The organism is Pseudomonas sp. NPDC086278 (genome assembly GCF_050280905.1).
In the GTDB taxonomy this organism is placed as follows: Bacteria; Pseudomonadota; Gammaproteobacteria; order Pseudomonadales; family Pseudomonadaceae; genus Aquipseudomonas.
In genome coordinates, this window is sequence record NZ_JBNNWE010000020.1 from 53,139 (window position 1) to 70,262 (window position 17,124).

Annotated in this window: 14 protein-coding genes; 1 reads left to right on the top strand and 13 read right to left on the bottom strand. The window is 60.4% G+C overall.

Annotation, left to right across the window (positions count from 1 at the left end; all coding sequences use genetic code 11):
- Nucleotides 1–14 precede the first annotated feature (14 nt).
- From ACQKP4_RS08910 to sctW, 13 genes are all read right to left on the bottom strand, one after another.
- The gene (locus ACQKP4_RS08910; RefSeq protein ID WP_427632295.1) at nt 15–635 is read right to left on the bottom strand and encodes an aspartyl/asparaginyl beta-hydroxylase domain-containing protein; all 621 of its coding nucleotides are present in this window, start codon (nt 633–635) and stop codon (nt 15–17) included.
- 66 nt (nt 636–701) lie between these two features.
- On the bottom strand, nt 702–5,660 hold the full coding sequence (locus ACQKP4_RS08915) for an AvrE-family type 3 secretion system effector (RefSeq protein ID WP_427632297.1): 4,959 nt from the start codon (nt 5,658–5,660) through the stop codon (nt 702–704).
- A 115-nt stretch (nt 5,661–5,775) separates the two neighbouring features.
- A complete protein-coding gene (gene sctU, locus ACQKP4_RS08920) occupies nt 5,776–6,867 on the bottom strand; it encodes a type III secretion system export apparatus subunit SctU (RefSeq protein WP_427632299.1) in 1,092 nt (363 codons plus the stop codon).
- Between the two features lie 49 nt (nt 6,868–6,916).
- Complete coding sequence (gene sctT, locus ACQKP4_RS08925) at nt 6,917–7,717, bottom strand: type III secretion system export apparatus subunit SctT (protein ID WP_427632301.1); 801 nt, start codon at nt 7,715–7,717, stop codon at nt 6,917–6,919.
- Nucleotide 7,718: 1 nt separating this feature from the next.
- On the bottom strand, nt 7,719–7,979 hold the full coding sequence (gene sctS / locus ACQKP4_RS08930) for a type III secretion system export apparatus subunit SctS (protein ID WP_427632303.1): 261 nt from the start codon (nt 7,977–7,979) through the stop codon (nt 7,719–7,721).
- A 7-nt stretch (nt 7,980–7,986) separates the two neighbouring features.
- Nucleotides 7,987–8,640 carry a type III secretion system export apparatus subunit SctR gene (gene sctR, locus ACQKP4_RS08935; protein WP_427632305.1) on the bottom strand — a complete coding sequence of 218 codons (654 nt, stop codon included), beginning with the start codon at nt 8,638–8,640 and terminating at the stop codon, nt 7,987–7,989.
- A complete protein-coding gene (sctQ, locus tag ACQKP4_RS08940) occupies nt 8,637–9,707 on the bottom strand; it encodes a type III secretion system cytoplasmic ring protein SctQ (RefSeq protein WP_427632307.1) in 1,071 nt (356 codons plus the stop codon). Before sctQ ends, sctR begins: the two co-directional genes overlap by 4 nt.
- A 1-nt stretch (nt 9,708) precedes the next feature.
- On the bottom strand, nt 9,709–10,263 hold the full coding sequence (locus ACQKP4_RS08945) for a type III secretion system HrpP C-terminal domain-containing protein (RefSeq protein ID WP_427632309.1): 555 nt from the start codon (nt 10,261–10,263) through the stop codon (nt 9,709–9,711).
- Nucleotides 10,260–10,724, bottom strand: coding sequence for a type III secretion protein (locus tag ACQKP4_RS08950; RefSeq protein WP_427632311.1), 465 nt, complete (start codon nt 10,722–10,724; stop codon nt 10,260–10,262). The genes ACQKP4_RS08945 and ACQKP4_RS08950 overlap by 4 nt, the downstream gene beginning before the upstream one ends.
- Nucleotides 10,711–12,066, bottom strand: a complete 1,356-nt coding sequence (locus ACQKP4_RS08955) for a FliI/YscN family ATPase (protein ID WP_427632312.1) — start codon at nt 12,064–12,066, stop codon at nt 10,711–10,713. Before ACQKP4_RS08955 ends, ACQKP4_RS08950 begins: the two co-directional genes overlap by 14 nt.
- Nucleotides 12,066–12,989, bottom strand: a complete 924-nt coding sequence (locus ACQKP4_RS08960; RefSeq protein WP_427632314.1) for an FHA domain-containing protein — start codon at nt 12,987–12,989, stop codon at nt 12,066–12,068. Before ACQKP4_RS08960 ends, ACQKP4_RS08955 begins: the two co-directional genes overlap by 1 nt.
- A gap of 12 nt (nt 12,990–13,001) precedes the next feature.
- Nucleotides 13,002–15,095 carry a type III secretion system export apparatus subunit SctV gene (sctV, locus tag ACQKP4_RS08965; RefSeq protein ID WP_427632315.1) on the bottom strand — a complete coding sequence of 698 codons (2,094 nt, stop codon included), beginning with the start codon at nt 15,093–15,095 and terminating at the stop codon, nt 13,002–13,004.
- Nucleotides 15,092–16,201 carry a type III secretion system gatekeeper subunit SctW gene (gene sctW / locus ACQKP4_RS08970; protein ID WP_427632317.1) on the bottom strand — a complete coding sequence of 370 codons (1,110 nt, stop codon included), beginning with the start codon at nt 16,199–16,201 and terminating at the stop codon, nt 15,092–15,094. The genes sctV and sctW overlap by 4 nt, the downstream gene beginning before the upstream one ends.
- A gap of 264 nt (nt 16,202–16,465) precedes the next feature.
- On the opposite strand from sctW, the gene ACQKP4_RS08975 reads away from it, so the two are divergent.
- Nucleotides 16,466–17,023: an RNA polymerase sigma factor gene (locus ACQKP4_RS08975; protein ID WP_427632319.1), complete on the top strand. Its 558-nt coding sequence runs from the start codon at nt 16,466–16,468 to the stop codon at nt 17,021–17,023.
- The last annotated feature ends 101 nt before the right edge of the window (nt 17,024–17,124 follow it).

Sequence of the window (17,124 nt, forward strand, 5' to 3'; positions counted from 1 at the left end):
CCCTTTTTTTGTCGCTACTGCACAGCGGTGTCGAGGGTCAGGCGTGCCTGTTCAAACTCCAGGTAAAGAATCGTTCGCGGTGCATCGCTGGCATTGACCACAAAGTGATCCTGGGAACCGTCGAAGATCACGGCCGCGCCGCAATGGTGCTGATGAAATTCCCCCGCGACGTTGAGGTAGGCGTAGTTGCGGTCGGACGCGGCGCCCAGGGTCAGGTGCATTTGCAACAACCCCTCATCCAGCACCTCGGGGTGACGGTGGGTGCTCAGCCATGAGTGCGGTTCCAGACGCGCCAGAGCCGCCACTTTCACTCCGCTTACGGCACTCAGCAGCGCCAGCGTTTTGGGCAGCGCGGCCAGGGCCGGGGCGATCGGCTGATCCCTGAACATCAGAGGGTATTGCACCCAGTCACGATTGCCGCCGGCATCCCCCCAACCCTTGAGCCAGCCATAGTGGCCGCCCTGATTCAGGTGCGCGATGACTTCGCCGTGAACTTGCTGGTGATCCTTGTCGGTGCGGTCGATATCCAGCAGCGGGGCCTGCAAGTCCAGCAGTTCTTGTTGCATCAGTTGCCAGTTAGCCGCCAGGTTGGCCAGGGCCGGGAAGGTGTCGAGGGCGTAAAATGCAGGGCGCATGAAAGTCTCCTTGAAAAACGCAAACCCCGCCCTTGTGGGGCGGGGCGAATGTGTTTCAACCCAAGATCAGCTCTTGAATTGCATGCCCTCGTTTTTCAGTCCCGCCATGGTCGCCTTCTGGTTCGTTGTCGGTTTGCCAATTTCACCCGAGATGGTGCTTCCCTTTGGATTGTTTTGGTCCCTGCCATAGCTGAACTCGATTTTGCCGAGTGTCTTGGTTTCGCTCACTGAGGCGGCGCTGGAGTAGCTGACCAATGGCAACGGCGAAGTGAAGCTCTCTTGCTTGCCGACGTTGCGTGACACGGTAATGGATTTGATCCGCATGTTGCTGCGGTCCGCCGTCAGAGAATCAATACCTTTCTGCGTCAGCGTGCCGTCGTGAATACCGGCATTTATACGGTCTTTGACATCATCCTTGAGCTCCAGCTCGACCTTGCCTTCGGTTCCGTTGGTAGCCTGCATCCGTTCGATGGCAGTCTTGAGGTTGGGTGCTCTTAGCAGCAGGTCAGCGACATGTTCGGCATTGCTTGGCGAATGATACGGGCTGGCCAGGCTCAACAGCTTGGAGGCAACGCCTTGGTGGTTCAGACGAGACAAGTCGGTGTAATTGGTAGCAAAGCCGGCGCTCACGACCAAGCTGCGATTCTGCTCGGCAGCGGCTTGTTGAACGGTACTGTTTCTCAGCTCGCGCAACGCCGCGTACCGTTCTTCGCTATCTGGCGCCTTGTTCGAGAAGTGATGCTCAAGGCCTTGCAGATGGGTGTTCAGCGCGTCCTTGGGGCTAGCGCCGACATACTCTGGCTGGGTGCGGTCGGCCAGGCGGGCCAGCTCTCGTTGCGAGGCGGGGTCCTTGAACGCGGCACCCAGACTTTTACTCAGCTTGCTGAGGTTGTCGGCAGTCAGCGGTTCAGCTTGCTTGTAGGTGACATTGCCGACTTTGGTGGTCTTGTTGTCGACCTTGGCCGTCACGCCGCCGCCTAACGAAATGCCAATCCCTTGCTGGGTGTGCTCTGACTTGTGACCACCCGCCAGCGTGGCTTTTAAAGATGCCGACGCCGAGGCGCTGGTGAATGCGCGAGGTCGGTTATGACTGTTTTCCAGCGTATCGCCCTTGTACGTGTGCTTTTCGGTTGCCTGGCTGTTGTAGTTCAACAGATTGACGGAAGCACCGGCGGCCAATCCGGCACGGGTGCTCGACGACGGATTGGCGCCTGCGCTCGTCAGGTCCATACCGCCGCGAACCTCCGCATTGATGCCGGCATTGACATCGACATTGACCAGGCGGCCTTGTTGGGTTGAGGAGTCCTGGACTTTTTTCATCAACTCCATGGGATTCATTTTGCCGTTGAAAAGGTCGTGGCTAAACTGGCCAATTTCTTCATTGGGCACCGTGAATGTCATCGCTTCCCGCTGCGTGGCGCTGGCGGACGCGGTGACGTCGGCGCCAAAACGCACCTGTGGCGTCAGGGTTCGCTGGCCAATGCCCAACCCATAATTTTCATGACCGACCATGCCCGGCAAGAAGTCTTTGCTGGCCCCGACACCGCCAGTCGCCGACCCGATGCCATCGCGTTGCAACGTGATCGTAATGCCGTCCTCGGCACGCGAAGCCGAGAGTGAGTAATTGCGTGAGGCGCCAACGGAGGCACTGGGAAATGGGCCGACCGCCTTACTGAGGATGCCAACGAACGGTGCGCTGAGGTTTGCACCATAGCCGCGTTGCATGGTGAGTGATTCGCCGGGCTCCAGGCGGTTGAGCTCGTTTTTGAAATTCTCTTCCGTTTCGACCTTTGTCTTGCTACCGGTCGCCGCGCGAAAACTGGTGTAGGTGGCGCTGTTTTCGTTACTGAAACCCTTGGTGAAGGACTTGATGGCATCGTAGTGGGCTTCAAGCCCGACATGGTTGGTTTCACCCGCGTCAGTGACCACTTTGATCGGGTTGTTGTCGTACTCCTTGGCCAGAAGCCGCTGATCTTTGAGCAGGTTTTTTATGCCTTCCTGATCTCCCGGCCGGAGGTCCTTGGTTCTTTCCAGCAGCGGGCCGAGTTTATCCAGCGTAACGAGGTCCAACGCCACTCGCGATTTGATCAGGGCCTGATCGTCGCCGCGGTCTCGGCGTTGTCCAAAAGGCACCTGTTCCTTCTGATGGGAGATCCTCATCCCGTTGTCGTGCATTTTCACGATTAAATGAGCGGTGGGGTTTGCAGCCGACGGTGCCACATGGTTAACGGCGTGCAGCGTATCCTGGAGCATGTCACTCCCGGTGCTTTTGGGATTGATTTTATCTGCGGCATGATGGAGCTTCGATTGCATGTCCCTTCGGTGCGAAGGCGCCGACACTTCACCCTGTTTGTTCAGTACCCCCTCGTTCTGATGCAGCAGCCTCGACTTGCCATGTTGCTCGCCCAAATACCGAGTGGCGCGATAGCTGCTGTCTTCCAGCTCGCCACGAAAGGTTTCCAGTTGGTTTTTCAGCTCGGCACCTTCAGGGCCCAGCCTGTCGAGTCGGCCAATAACCGACTGCATGTCCTGTCCCGGAGCCGCGGGAGGTTTTTTGGCTAGGTCATCCAGTTTTTTAAGCAACTCTCCCTCTTGCTTGTACACCGGGGCCAGTCCATCGCGCCCCTGATACCGATGCTGAATATTGTCAGCGCCATACTGGACGGGCCTTGGGATTTTTCCATGCGGATCGAAAATGTGAGCCTTGACGAACTCCCGGTTGGTCGACATGACATTGCCACCCGAAGCGCCGCGCCCCATCCACTCGGTGGTGACTCGCCCCGTCAGGCCGGTGCCGGGAATGCGTTTGGCATGCTCCGCATTGCCCAGGCGGTCGAACAGGTCGGGCGTTTTTTTCTGGTCTGTCGGATTACTGGCAGGCAACTGTTTCCAGTGCCCGTCTTTAACATTTATCAAGGGTTCGTCCGGTGGTCCGCCCTCGAGTTTCGCCGTCAGCGTGTTGTCATTGCCGGTACGGATACTTTCCAGTTTACGATCGTCCGGGGTATTGGCTTTTGTCCAGGGCGCGTCGGGACGGGCCTCGTCCTGATCGGCCCGCCAGTTGTTGGGGTGCATCATGTGCAAATCACCCGCGGCGGACTTTGCATACAACGTCCCGTCCGCACCTATGGCCAGATAGCCCACCTCGAAGTTGAGCTTGTTCACTTCGGTGGGCGCACCTTTTTTGTGGTGTGCGGTGAGCGTGCCCTTATCGTCGAGCGTCACGAATTCCTTTTCGTTGAGCATGGCGGCAGCCTTCACGACGCGGTTATCCAGCCCTGGAAGTTTTTCCCCTATCGAGACCTCGTTGGAGGAGGGCGCCTGCTTCAACGCGTGATTGCCATCTACCGCGAATTGAGCGTGCACGGGTTTGACGTCGAGCTTTTTCACCGTGCCTTCGTGCACCACGTAAGCCTTGCCATCCAGCCCTCGCAGCAAGTGTGAAACATCCTTGATGCCGGTGTCTTTCCACTCCTCGGTGGTGGCGTCCCAGCGCTTGACCTGGCCACCGGCGATGCCGATCTTGCCCAAGTGGCCGAGGTCGACGGTATTAAACTGGCTAACGCTCGTATCGGGTGGCAGATCGCGGTTATTGACCACCACTGAAACATCACTCAGGTTCCAGCCACCCCCCAGGCGCTGCGCCGGTTCATTGAGGGCATGGCTATGAGTTTGCCCGTTGCTGTCACGGATCAACGCATGCACATTGCCGTTGTTGCCACTGAGAAAACCCGTCACCTGTTTGTCGCCACCGAGGCGTTCGCCGTCGGGTTGAAAGTTTTGCTCCGGCATCAACGGCAGCACAGCAGCGTTGCTCGTCATATCGGCGTAGCTCGCGCTGTACAGCCGACCTTCGGTGTCACTGACAAACAACCGCTCATGACTGAAACCGATGCTTTTCGGTTCGGCCTGGCCGCCGTTGAGTTCCAGGGTCTTGTTGACGGCGCTCGCAGGTTGCGGCTGGTTGAAGTCAAACAGTTGCAGAGTCTGGGAGTGGTCACCGCTCAAGGTCACGGCATGATTGGACGGGTTGACCGCGAAGGCTTTGAGCTGTGGGACGTTCACAGTCGGGGTGTCGTGGCTGGAGAGGTCGATCAGGTTATCGCCGGATTGACCGAAGAGTTTGCCGTTGCCCTGTGCGGCGATCTGGGTGAACTTCAGATCACCGGACGCCAGAGGTTTCCAGGCATCACCCGGTCGTTCTGACGCGTAAAGCTCGTTTTGATGCAGGCGCAGCGCAACGCCATCGCGTTCCTGATGAATACCGGTGAGGTGGCCTTCGTGGGCGCGTCCTATGGTTTCCAGAGGCGGTAGAGCTTGCCCGTCCGGCGCGAGGCGCTGCTGTCCATTGTGCGTAACGTTGACAGACGTGGCATCGGCCTGCTGCAGCATCGCCACCTGCTGGCCATTCTGGTTGGCCGCGCCTTCAGGCTGGCTGCTCCTCAGCGAGATCAACGCGGCAGGCGTTTGCTTCACATGCAGAACATGCCCTTGTTGTTCGAGCAGCACATGATCCTGGCGATTATTGGCACTGAATGCATGCTGATAAGTCTGGCCCGGCCGGCCCAAGGCGTCCTTCAGGACAGTGCCGACGACTGCCGGTTTGAATTCTTGAAAGTCTGCTGCTCCGCCAGCGCCCAACTGCACCCTGGCGGGCGTATCGTTGACGGCAACCTGACGCTGGATCTGGTTGGCCTGGTCGTTCAATTGCGCACCTGGCGCAACGGGCTGGCGTGGCGCTGCCGGCGCGGCATTTTGCGGGTTGACCGCGTTGCGGTTGCCATCGCCGGCCCCGGTCGGCGCTTGCATTCGCTGGCTCGGCTGGGCGTTGACCTGGACCAGATTGCGATCGCTGGACCTGCCGAATTTATTCTTGAAGAAGTTGATTAACGAATGAGAACTGCGCTGCGTCGGCTGCGCGTCTGTTTGCTGTAGCCCCAGCGGGTTGCTACCGCTGCTGCCTTGCATGCCGTCGGTGGACAGGGCGAGCGGGGCGGATGTTTGAGTCGAACTGATTGTTTCCATGCTTTAGCTCCGAGTCATCGACCATCAGGGCGAGCTCGTTGCACCCGCCTGAAACGTTAAGGAAAGAACCCTGCACGCTGAGTGGCATCGCGCGTGGATTGGTTCCCGGCCGGACTCAGTAAGGTGCCCCCGGCATTTCTATCAGCTCCTTGTTCGCGTGCTCGTCGAGTTCGCGCAACAAGCGATAAACCTGAGCAACGGCTTGCAGCGTCTCACGGGGGATGAAACGCCCGACGTCGGTGCGGTAGAGCGTGCGCGCCAGCCAGACGAAGCGGATCACCGGGACGCCGGCCTGCCGGGCGCGGTCGATCAGCTCACGGGCCTCGGCGTCCAGTCCCTTGCAGAGGATGCGCGGCAGCGGCGTGATCTGCGGGCGGTAATACAGCGCGACCGCGAAGTGAGTCGGGTTGACCAGCAGCAGGTCCGCTTCTTCGACGGGGGCCGACGCCGGAGTGCCGCTTGACGGTTGCTGGGTCAGTTCCAGCGCTAACGAGCGGCGGTGCGACTTCATGTGCGGGTCGCCTTCCATCTGCTTGTATTCCTTGCGCACGTCTTCGTGGCTCATTCGCTGGCCCTTGAGGAAGAAGTATTTTTGCAGTGCGAAGTCGATCACGGCCAACACCAGCAGCACCCCCAGGCAAACGCGCGAGAGGTGGGTGAACAAGGCGATCATCGCGTGCCAGTAACGGTCCAGGTCGGTGTTGGCCAGTCCGATCAGATCCCCCAGCGCCGGGGGTAACACCAGGTACAACACCACGCTGATCAGCACCGCTTTGCACACGCTGTTGAGCAGGTTGAACAGCTGGCGGGATGAAAACATCTGCTTGAACTGGTTCAGCGGGTTGAGCCGTTCGAAGTCCAGTTTCAGCGTTTCGGGCGCGAACAACAGGCCGAACTGAACCCAGCCGCCAATCAGGCGCATCACCACGGCAATACCCAGCACGGGCAACATGAACAACAGCAAGTCCCATCCTGATTTGGTCAGCACCTCGCCGAGCCCCGCGCCAAAAGGCCGGTTCAGTTGGGTCAGGGGCAGGGCGACCAGCGCCTTGAGCCGGTCGATGCCACCGTCGGCGAGGCCGAGAATCAGCTCCAGGAGCGCCGCAAAAATAAACAGCTTGGGCACGTCCTGGCTTTGCCCGACCTGGCCCTTCTTGCGTGCGTCCTCAAGTTTTTTGTGGGTGGGCTCTTCGGTTTTTTCGCTCACGGGCCAACCTCTGTGTGGGGATGTCGAGGGCAGTGATCAGGCCGATTCATCACGGCGCGGGTGTCAGCATCAGCGGCAGCAGATGCTTCAAATCGCTCAGTTGCGCCAGCTGGCTGCTGCCCAGCCAACACAGCATCGGCAAATACAGCACAAGAAACAGCAGCCCCAGCAGACTCTTGGCCGGCATTGCCAACGTCGACACCTGCAATTGCGGGCTGTACAGACTCAGGATCGCCATCCCGAATTCGATCAGCAGCAACAGCCCCACCAGCGGTGCGGCGTACAACACCATGAAGCGAAACATGCTGGCCACCAGCGCGAGGTAAACATTCAGGCCGTCAGCGGTGGGCATTGGCAGCCACTGGTTGGCTGGCCAGATCGCGTAGCTGTCCCAGATGATCTGGGTCAGGCTGGAATAACCGCCACCGAGAATCAGCAACAGAATCAGCAATTGCTTGAACATGTGGCCCAGCTCGGACGTGTTGTCGCCGAGCGCGGGGTTGATCTGCCCGCCAATCAGTGCGCCGCGCTGGTTATCAAACAGGCAGCCCACCGACTCGAACATCCAGAACGGCATGGCCAGCAGCAAACCCAGCAGCAGGCCGATGATGCTTTCCTTGAGCACCAGCCCTCCCAGCGCCAGCCAGTCGAGCGATTGGCCCGCCAGGCTGGCGCGGATGCCCGGCATCGGAATCAACGCCAGGGCCAGCACGATGGCGTTGCGCAGCATGCCTTTGATTTCGCGGAAGGCGAACGCCGGCACCAATAACAGGCACGGGTACAAACGCGCCATGCCCAGGGTCAGGGCGATGATCGATTGGGAGATTTCGGGGAAGGCCGCGGCGTACATTTCAGGCCCTCGTCTGCGCGATCATGCCGAATGCCAGCTGAGTCAGCTGGATCAACTCGACACCGATCCAGCGCCCGGTCAGCGCCAGTGCGATGCCCACCGCCACCAGTTTTATGGCGAAGGGCAGCGTCTGGTCCTGCAACTGCATGACCGCTTGCAACAGCGACGTCAACACACCCACGACCACCGCCACGATCAACGCCGGCGCCGACAGCACCACCACCAGCAACATGCCTTGCTTGAACAGGGTCAACGTATCCATGGAGCCCTCACAGGTAGCTGTAGAACAGCCCGTCGAGCAGCCGTGTCCAGCCGTCCACCAGCACAAAGAGCAAAATTTTCAAGGGCAGGGAAATGGTCATTGGCGCGACCATCTGCATGCCCAGTGCCAGCAGGATGTTGGACACGATCAGGTCGATGACGATGAACGGCACGTAGATCAGGAAGCCGATCTGGAACCCGGCTTGCAGCTCCGAGAGCACGAAGGCGGGCACGATCAGCAGCAAGTCGTCACGGCTGGCGTTCGCCGACATCTCCGGCGGCCACATGCGTTGGGTGTTTTCGAGCAGGTGGGTCTGGATGTCCGGATTGACGTTGCGCGCCATGAACAGCCGCAACGGCTCCAGCACTTGCGTCGCCGCCGCCTGCATCGCCTCGACGTTTTCCATGCGCTCGGGCAGTTGCTTGAAACGGTGACCCATATCGCTGAACACCGGGGCCATGATGAATAGCGTTGCCGCCAGCGCAATCCCGTACAACGCCATATTCGGCGGCGCCTGTTGTACGCCGATGGCATTACGCGTGATCAGCAACACCATGGAGATTTTCAGAAATGCGGTGCAAATCATCATCAACAGCGGCACCAGCGACAGGGCGCCGAGAAATAGCGCCAGCGTCAGCGGGTCAACGTTTTGCAGGTTCACCGTAACGCTTCCAGCGCAGTGATTTGCAGGCCGAGACGTCCGTCAATGTTCACCAGCTCGCCGTTGGCCAGCACGCGTTCTCCCTGACACAGTTGCGCATGGCCGGGTGTGCAGCCGACAAAGCTCAGCACCGAGCCCACGCCAAGCTGGCGCAATTGGCCGAGGCTCAATGTCAGGTGGCCGGCGCGCAACGTCAGGTTCAGCGGCAAGTCGTCGAAACGATGGGCTGAGTCATCGTCAGCGGATGCCTGATCCTGATCCTGATCTTGATTAAAGGGCTCAGGCGGCGACGTCAGCAGCGTCGAGAGCTCACTGTCGTCGACGGAGAACGTATCTGGCGAGGCATTCATGGGCAGGTCTTCCTGTTCGATAAGAGTGAAACGCGTCGTGGCTCCCGGTATCAGGCGCAGATGCAGGCGACAGGCGCCGACCTGCAAGCTGCCCAAGCCTTCGGGGGAAAACAGCGGTTGCTCGGCCAGCACCACGTCGCCATGCCGCAACGACGCCAGTTGTGCGGTACTGAGCGGGCAGCGCCCGAGCACAAGGGGCAGGCGCAACGGCCAATCAGCGATGGGAGCCTGAGGCAAGGGATGCCATTGCCCCTGATCCAGCAACTTCAGCAACACCTCTGAGGCTATCCGCGCCTGGCTGAGGTGCCGGTGACCCTGGGCGGTTTTCAGCTCTATCAGGCAGTCCAGGCCCGGGCCGGGCTTTGCTGCCACAGGACGCACGGGGTTGAGCACCTGTTGTAATTCCGGTGCCAGGTATTGGTTGTACAGCGGCCAGTACCAATCAGTGTCCGGCAGCTCAGTCAGTGGCTCAGCGATGATCGCCGGGCAACTGGAGAGTTGGCTGAGCAGAGCCTGCGCGTCGTCCAGCCATAACCGTCCGCAAGCGCAGTCCACGCCGTTCGCCGGCGCAGTGCTGAACGGCGCGGGGGAGAGGCGCAGACTCAGCGTTGCCGGGTGAGGTTGCGTCAGCGTCAGGCACAGCCCGACGCCCAAACGCTCACGGGCGTTCGCTTCTGCGCTGGACATCGAGCGAAGTTGCAGGGCCTGGACGCCCATCTCAATGCACCTCGCGGTGCAGCGTGAGGTTGACCAGGCGCCCCAGTTGCTTGCTCAGCCATGTCGCGCTGGCCTGCTGGTGTGCCAGGCAATGTTCCCAGGCGCTGTCCTCGGCAAAGCGCAGCGCTATGTCCAGGCCATCGCCACGCGGCACGACGCGCATCGAAATCCGCCCCATATTCGGCAGTTCCAGCTGCACTTCAATCTGCCCGTCGTCCATCGCCGCGAGACGCTCTTCCAGACGCTGGAGCAAGGTCTCCCATAACGCCGTGGAGCGATTGTTCGGCATCGCGCTGCCGCCGCCCGGCTGCCCTTGTCCCTGCTCTTGGCGGTCAGCGAAGCCGTCGTCGGAAAAATCCGCCAGGGTCGGTTGGCCGAAGCTGTCTGGCGGTGACAGCAACTGTTCGAAACTGGCGCTTTCATCGCACGTTTCATTGCGCCAGTCGCGGGAACGTTCATGGCGCACGGCCCCGGACGTAGCGCCGTCCTCGCTTCGCGCACGCGGGGGCTCGGCTGGGCGGACAGTCGGTTTGTGCAGCGGATGACGTGGGTTCATGACACCGCTCGCGAAAGGTCGAGGAGGTAATCGAGTTTTTCCATGTCGCGTTGACGGCGGCGCAGTTGCTGCTGGCTTTCGTCTGTCCAGTGTTGCTGCTGCCGGCATTCCACCTGCAAGTTCTTGAGGTTTTGCTCGAAGCGCTCGATCTGGCGCAGCGCCTGTTGTTCGACGGCCAGCCATTCATTCATTTCACGAAGCGCCAGGCACCGGTTGAGGTGCTCGTCACGTTGCTGCTGGCGCGCCGCGCGCTGGCTGTCTTGCAGCTGCAGTAATTGGTCAGTCATCTCCGCCAGGCGCGAGCGCAGGGCCGTGAGCACACTGTAATGGCGTTGCCAGGCCTGTTCGGCCATGGTTAGCCGATGACGACGAATCGGTGCCAGCACGTCGAGGGTGGGTAACAGGTCGGTCAGTAACGGATCGTTGGCTGGAACCTGCGAGTCAGCATCAGAGTGGGACATCGGCAGTTACCTGTGAGAGGTGGTCGAGGGTTTCGTCGAAGGGCACCGGGTCATGCAACGATTGCTGCAAGAAGCCGTCGATCCGTGCGCGTGAATCCACCGCGCAATCGGTCAAAGGGTCGTTGCCCGGTTGGTACTCGCCGAGCTTGATCAACATCTCTACCTGCTGATAAGCCGCCATCAGTCGACGAAGCTGAGTGGCACTGTGTTGCTGTTCGGTTCCCACCACATTGCTCATTGTTCGGCTGAGGCTGGCGAGGACGTCCACCGCCGGGTAGTGACCGCGCTCGGCGAGTCGGCGTGACAGCACGATGTGGCCATCCAGCAAGGAGCGCACCTCGTCGGCCACCGGGTCGTTCATCGAGTCTTGCTCGATCAGCACCGAATAGAGCGCGGTGATGACCCCTTGATTGGTGCGTCCGGCACGTTCCACCAGGCGTGGCAGCAAGCCGTAGACGGAGGGTGGCAAGCCTCCACGTCCGGCGGGTTCACCGCTGGCCAGGCCGATTTCGCGCTGTGCGCGGGCGAAACGAGTCAGGGAGTCGATGATCAGCAGGGTCGATTTGCCCTGCTGGCGAAAGCCTTCGGCGATGGCTGTCGCGGTGAAGGCGGCCCGGGCCCGCTCCATGCTGCTGCGGTCGGACGTGGCGCAGACCAGAACGGTGCGGCTGCGTAGCTCGGCGTCCAGTTCAAAGTCCAGAAACTCCCTCAGCTCACGGCCGCGCTCGCCAATCAGGCCAAACACGATGGCGTGGCACGGGGTATTGCGCGCCAGCTCGGCGAGCAGGGTGGTTTTGCCGCAACCGGCGCCGGCGAAGATCCCCACGCGCTGGCCTTCGCCCAGCGTCAGCAGCCCGTCAATCGCGCGCAGCCCGGTGGTCAGCGGCGTGTCGATGCGAGGCCGTTCGGTGGCCATCGGGGCGTCACGGATCACCGGTAATGCGCCGACCGTGCCGGCTGGCGCGAATGCCTCGGGGCCTTCGCCGCTCAGCGCCCGGCCAAAGCCATCGAGGACAGTCCCGAGCAACTGGTCGCCCACCAGCAAACCATGGGGCTGGAACAGCGGTGTCACCCGCGCACCGATGGCGATCCCTTCAAGCGGGCCTAGCGCTGCGAGTAATGTGTGCTGACGATCAAAACCGACGATTTCAGCCATCACCTGGGTGTCATCGGTGCGCTGCACATGGCACAAATCGCCAATCCGCGCCAAGGGCATGCGACTGTGCAACAGGATGCCGTTGACGCCGGCAATGCGGCCGTGAATGTCCACCGGACGACAGCCTTCCATGCGCCGTTGGTGGTGCTGGTGCCAATCGGCGAGGTTATCCAGATCGGCCTGCATTACCAGCTCACCTCAATGCGTTGATCACCTTCGAACACCACCCGGTGATCGGTGATATCGACTAATCGCACGCCGTCGACTTCATCGCCGAGAAACAGCCGGCGACCGTCACTGGTCAGCACGTTCGGCAGCCGCGTGTTGCTGATTTGCACGATGCTGAACGGCAACAGCGGGGTGGCTTGGGGCAGGGCACTGAGCACCTGCATCGGGCTCTCGAATTGCTGTTCGAAACGCATCAGCATGCGTTCGGTGGATTGCAATAAATCGTCCTCCTCGAAGCGTCCATGCAGAAAGACTTTGCCCTGTTCGTCGACGATGTTGATGCGACTCTGTAGCTCGCGCTCCTTGAGCATTCGCTCCAGCACTTCATGCACCGCGGCGGAATCCTTGAGGACGGTGCGGCCCGGTACGGGTTTGACGACTGGCGGCTCCTGCCCCGTGAACGCCCAGAACAGCGCCCCCATAAAGATCAGCAGCGCGCCGAACATCAGCAGCGGGCCCAGCAGCGAGCGGCGTGCCGCTGGTGGCCGTGGCGTCGGCTGGTCGGTGACGGCAACCGGTTCCGTCGAGGCGGCGGGCGTGGCTGGCGGCTCTTCGTCGTCCTGTTCCGGCCACTCGGTATTGGCACTGACCACCGACAACCACACCCCATTGAGGCCGAACGGCGTTCCTGGCTGCAACGTGACGATGGCATCGACCTTGTGCCCCTCGCTGTCGGTGACGGCGCCGTCCTTGCGCGCCAGTGACCACGTGCCCTCTACTCGCCGCAGCAGGCAGTGACGGCCCTTGATGCCGGGGTCGTACAACGCCAGATCGGCGCTGTTGGCTGAGCCGATTTCCCATTCGCCGCCGGTCAACGGCAGGGCCGCGCCACGGTGCAGGCCGGTGAGGACACGCAGTTCGTACATCATTTCGGGTTTCATTGCGCTGCTCCGTCAAGCCATCATGGCCTGCGCCTCTTCCAGATCGATTCGCCCCAGCACCAGCACTTGCACCGTGGACAGCAGCTCGGCGAAGGACAACACCGGAACATGATTGAATTCATCGTTGAGCAAGCCATGGAGCGGGCTGCGCAGGTCTTGGGCGACCAGCAACACCGGGGCCGGCTTGGCGCGCAACGGGAACGCGTTACGCAGCTGTTCCAGAAGGACGCTGCCCACTTCGGGTTCGAGGGCGAAATAGGCTTCGTTCTGGGTTTGGCGCAGCGAATCACGCAGCAGCACTTCGGTTTCCGGGGTGACCAGCCACGCGTTGAGCGCGCCGTGTTCGGCATGCTGATGGCAAATCTGTGCCTTTAACGCGATGCGCACGTAATCGGTGAGGGCGTTCAAATCGCGCTCGTGCTGGCCCTGTTCGATCAAGGTCTCGGCAATCGGGCGCACCGAGCGCAGCGATACCAGCTCCGCCGACAAGCGCTGCAATACCGCCGCGAACCGGGTCAAGGGCAGGGTGCGTTGCAGCTCTTGGGCCAGCTCCGGCTGTTCGGTTTCGAGCCATCCGAGGATGGCCTTGCTTTCCTGCAAACCGATGAATTGCGGGCCGGTCCGCTGGAAGGCCCGGCTCATGCGTTCAAGAATCAGGTCTTGCGCGCTGACCGGTTCGACGGTGCCGTCGCTGAGGATTGAGTGATCGAGATCGAACCACACCCACTGGTCTTCGTTGCGCTCCGGCACGCCCGGAACCCCACCGTCCACGCTGCTGACCTGACGTTGGTCCACCGCCATCCGCGAGTTGCTGAACGTCGCCCGAACCAGTGGGACTTCATAGACGCAAAAACAGAACTCGTCGATTGCGCACTGCTCGTTGAAGTCCAGGTCGAAGGAGGGCAGCGTCAAGCCGAAATGGTGCACCAGCGTGTTACGCCGCTGACGAATGCCTTGCAGCAACTGGTCCAGCGGCGTGCTGCCCTTGTGGCTGGGATGGAATTGCAACAGGTAGGCCCGCGACGGGTTGAAGCGCCGAATATCCTCGCGCCCGTTAAGCTCCGGGGCGCCGTTGCGCTCGGCACCGGCGTTGTCCTGCGAGATCTGCTTCTGGCGGATACGCCACAGTTGAATCAGGCCACTGAACAGACACACCATGCTGATGCTGATAAACACCAGGCTCGGCATCCCGGGGATCGCGGCGAACCCGAGCATGCCGATCGAAGAAAATACCCAGGCCTTGGGTTGGCTGGTCAATTGCTCGGCGATTTCATGGCCGATGTTCGCATCGGCAGCGTTACTGTCCGGGGCGACGCGGGTGATGATCATGCCGGCGGTGAGGGAGATCAGCAACGCCGGTATCTGTGCGATCAAGCCATCGCCGATGGTCAATACCGAGTACAGGTGCATCGCGTCGGCCGGTTCCATGTCGTTTTGCAGAACGCCGATCGAGAAGCCCCCGATCAAGTTGATGAAAACGATCACCAGGCCCGCGATGGCGTCGCCCTTGACGAATTTCATCGCGCCGTCCATGGCGCCGAACAGTTGGCTTTCCTTGGACAACTGCTCGCGTCGCTGGCGCGCTTCGCGAACGTTGATCAGGTTCGCCCGCAAGTCGCTGTCGATAGACATTTGCTTGCCAGGCATCGCATCGAGCGTGAACCGTGCGGCCACTTCAGCGACGCGCTCCGAGCCTTTGGTGATGACCAGGAAGTTGACGATGGTGAGGATCAGAAAGATCACCAGCCCGACCGCGAGGTTGCCACCCACAACGAAACTGCCGAAGGCCTCGACGATATGCCCGGCGTCTTGCTGAATAAGGATCAGGCGTGTGGTGGCGATCGACAGTGACAGACGAAACATGGTGGTCAGCAGCAACACTGCCGGGAATGTCGAGAACGCCAGCGGCCGTGGCAAGTACATCGCCAACACGATCAGCAGCGAAGAAATACAGATATTCAAGGCGATCAGCACGTCCACCAGCGCGGTGGGCAGCGGCAGAATCATCATGAACACGATGGCCATGACCATCATTGCGCCGACGATCTCTGTGCGACGCATAACGGCGAGCGCCAGCGCGTTAAGCATATGAATCAGCCGATTCATAGCGGGCCCCGCTGCGGCTCGGCCAGGCCCATGGACTGGCGTTCCTGGCGTGCCAACTCATCCATCAGGTTTTGCAACAGGCGCATGCCGTTCTGGCGGGTTTTCAAGTCCTTCCATAACACCAGCGGCAGATTTCTCAACAGCGGATGGAAGGCGTTGAGAAACAGTGGATGCAGGCGGGGGTCGTTGCCGACCGCTTCATCGGTGAGTAGCGTCAGGTCGCGTGCGAAAAAGCCATTGGCACAAAAGCGCAGCACCCGTTTGCTCATGACCAGGGTCGTCAGATTGCCGTTCGAAGAACTCGATTTCAGCCGCTCGAGCAGCGCGTTGCAGGTTCTCAGCAGGTTACTCAGTTGCCCGCACGAACCCAGACCGCGAAGCATCGAGCCCAGCACCGCGCCCGGCAACGAAGGCGCAAGTGCCGCAAGATCGTCCGCCAGCGCACGCTGCAACGTGCGCAATCCTCGGGCGAAATGTTCTTCACTGAAGCGCTCCAGCAGTGCCTCCAGCAAACTTGCCAAGGGTTGCTGGCCGACGATTGCCTTGTAGTAGAGCTGGCGCATCAAGGCCCGCTGTTGCGGGTCCTGGCTGAACAGCGCAATTGCACTGGCGGTGTTGAACCCGGCGCGAATTTTGTCGCCGTGTACCTGGCGCAACTCGTCGATCAGGGTGCGCGTGGTGTCGACTTCGCTGTCGCGGCCTTCGGCGGTGGACAGCCGCAAGGCTTGCTGGAGCAGGATGTCGGTGCGCGCCGGGTCGTTATCACCCAGCGTCAGCGCGGCCTGCAACGATGGCTCCTGTTGCAGTTGCCGTTGCATGCGCTGAGCTTGCTGTTCGAGATTGGGGCGGTCGCCTTGTTCAAGCAGGCGATAGAGTTCGACCAGTTTCTCGACCCGCTCAACCCGTTGCCCGCGGCCGCTTTCGCTGACGTTACGTTCGTCCAGGCTTTTGCTTTGGCGTTCTACGCTTTCACTGAACTTGAGCGCGACTTCCTCCATTGAGTCGATCAACGGGTTCTTCGCTATCGCCGATGCGGCGTCTGACCCGATCACTGGGCGAGGAATCAGGTCCAGCGGCACCACATCGTTGTAGTTATTGATTTTCATGAAAACGCGCTATCCACCGCTGTGCAGGTGACAGTTGAGTGGCGTTTCGCGGCTGTCGGTTCCATCGTCGATTGTGCCGCGCAGCGGTGTGCAAGAAATGGCACAGGTTTTCCTGCAAAAGTGCAAGAACTTGCAAAAAACCCTTCTATCAGAAAAATAAAGCGATAAAAAACAATACGTTACATATATGTCTGGCTTGGTACATTCGGTGCTCTCTCTCTACCTCGCCATTGTCGGCATTGCGTGAGTGAGGGGGCTGAAAATATGGAACTGACTACTGCCCGGACAGAGTCGAAAGTTATTGGGATCTTCAAACTGGACCTCGCAAGACTGGCCTGTAGCAGCGAGAAAAAGCTGAGGTGTTTCATCAAGAAGCGAGTATTCAATCGAGCGGACGTCGACGACTTGATGCAAATGACGTACCTCGAAGCCTGGCGTAACAAGCACAAGTTTCTGGGCGCCTCAAAACCCGAAACCTGGCTCTTCGGCATCGCTTCCAACCTCATCAGTAATCACTTCAAGAACTTCTATAGTCGGCCGCACTGCGGAACGCTTGAGGACTCGGGCATCGAAAGCTTGCAGCAAGGGCATGACCCGAGCCAGATCAGTGACCATCAGCGGGTGTTGATCCGCACGCTGGAAGCAATGGACCGGTTGTCTGTGGATATGCGCGCGGTGATCGATCTGGTGGTGGATTCGGACATCAGCTATCAAGATGCGGCGCTGCAACTCGGGGTGCCCATCGGCACCGTACGGTCGCGTCTGGCGCGTGCCCGTGGTCAGCTGAAAACAAGTGTCTACGCGGGGAGGGCGGGAATATGAATGCTTTTACCGGGCGCATGCCATCAACCTTGCCACGGGGTATTCGTGACTCATGCGACGCTGATTTGCCGATGATGATGCAGATATTCAACGAGACGGCC

Coding starts and splice junctions, on each gene's coding strand:
- ACQKP4_RS08910 (WP_427632295.1), bottom strand. CDS start 635: ATGCGCCCTGCATTTTACGCCCTCGACACCTTCCCGGCCCTGGCCAAC.
- ACQKP4_RS08915 (WP_427632297.1), bottom strand. CDS start 5,660: ATGGAAACAATCAGTTCGACTCAAACATCCGCCCCGCTCGCCCTGTCC.
- sctT (WP_427632301.1), bottom strand. CDS start 7,717: ATGTACGCCGCGGCCTTCCCCGAAATCTCCCAATCGATCATCGCCCTG.
- sctS (WP_427632303.1), bottom strand. CDS start 7,979: ATGGATACGTTGACCCTGTTCAAGCAAGGCATGTTGCTGGTGGTGGTG.
- sctQ (WP_427632307.1), bottom strand. CDS start 9,707: ATGGGCGTCCAGGCCCTGCAACTTCGCTCGATGTCCAGCGCAGAAGCG.
- ACQKP4_RS08945 (WP_427632309.1), bottom strand. CDS start 10,263: ATGAACCCACGTCATCCGCTGCACAAACCGACTGTCCGCCCAGCCGAG.
- ACQKP4_RS08950 (WP_427632311.1), bottom strand. CDS start 10,724: ATGTCCCACTCTGATGCTGACTCGCAGGTTCCAGCCAACGATCCGTTA.
- ACQKP4_RS08955 (WP_427632312.1), bottom strand. CDS start 12,066: ATGCAGGCCGATCTGGATAACCTCGCCGATTGGCACCAGCACCACCAA.
- ACQKP4_RS08960 (WP_427632314.1), bottom strand. CDS start 12,989: ATGAAACCCGAAATGATGTACGAACTGCGTGTCCTCACCGGCCTGCAC.
- sctV (WP_427632315.1), bottom strand. CDS start 15,095: ATGAATCGGCTGATTCATATGCTTAACGCGCTGGCGCTCGCCGTTATG.
- sctW (WP_427632317.1), bottom strand. CDS start 16,201: ATGAAAATCAATAACTACAACGATGTGGTGCCGCTGGACCTGATTCCT.
- ACQKP4_RS08975 (WP_427632319.1), top strand. CDS start 16,466: ATGGAACTGACTACTGCCCGGACAGAGTCGAAAGTTATTGGGATCTTC.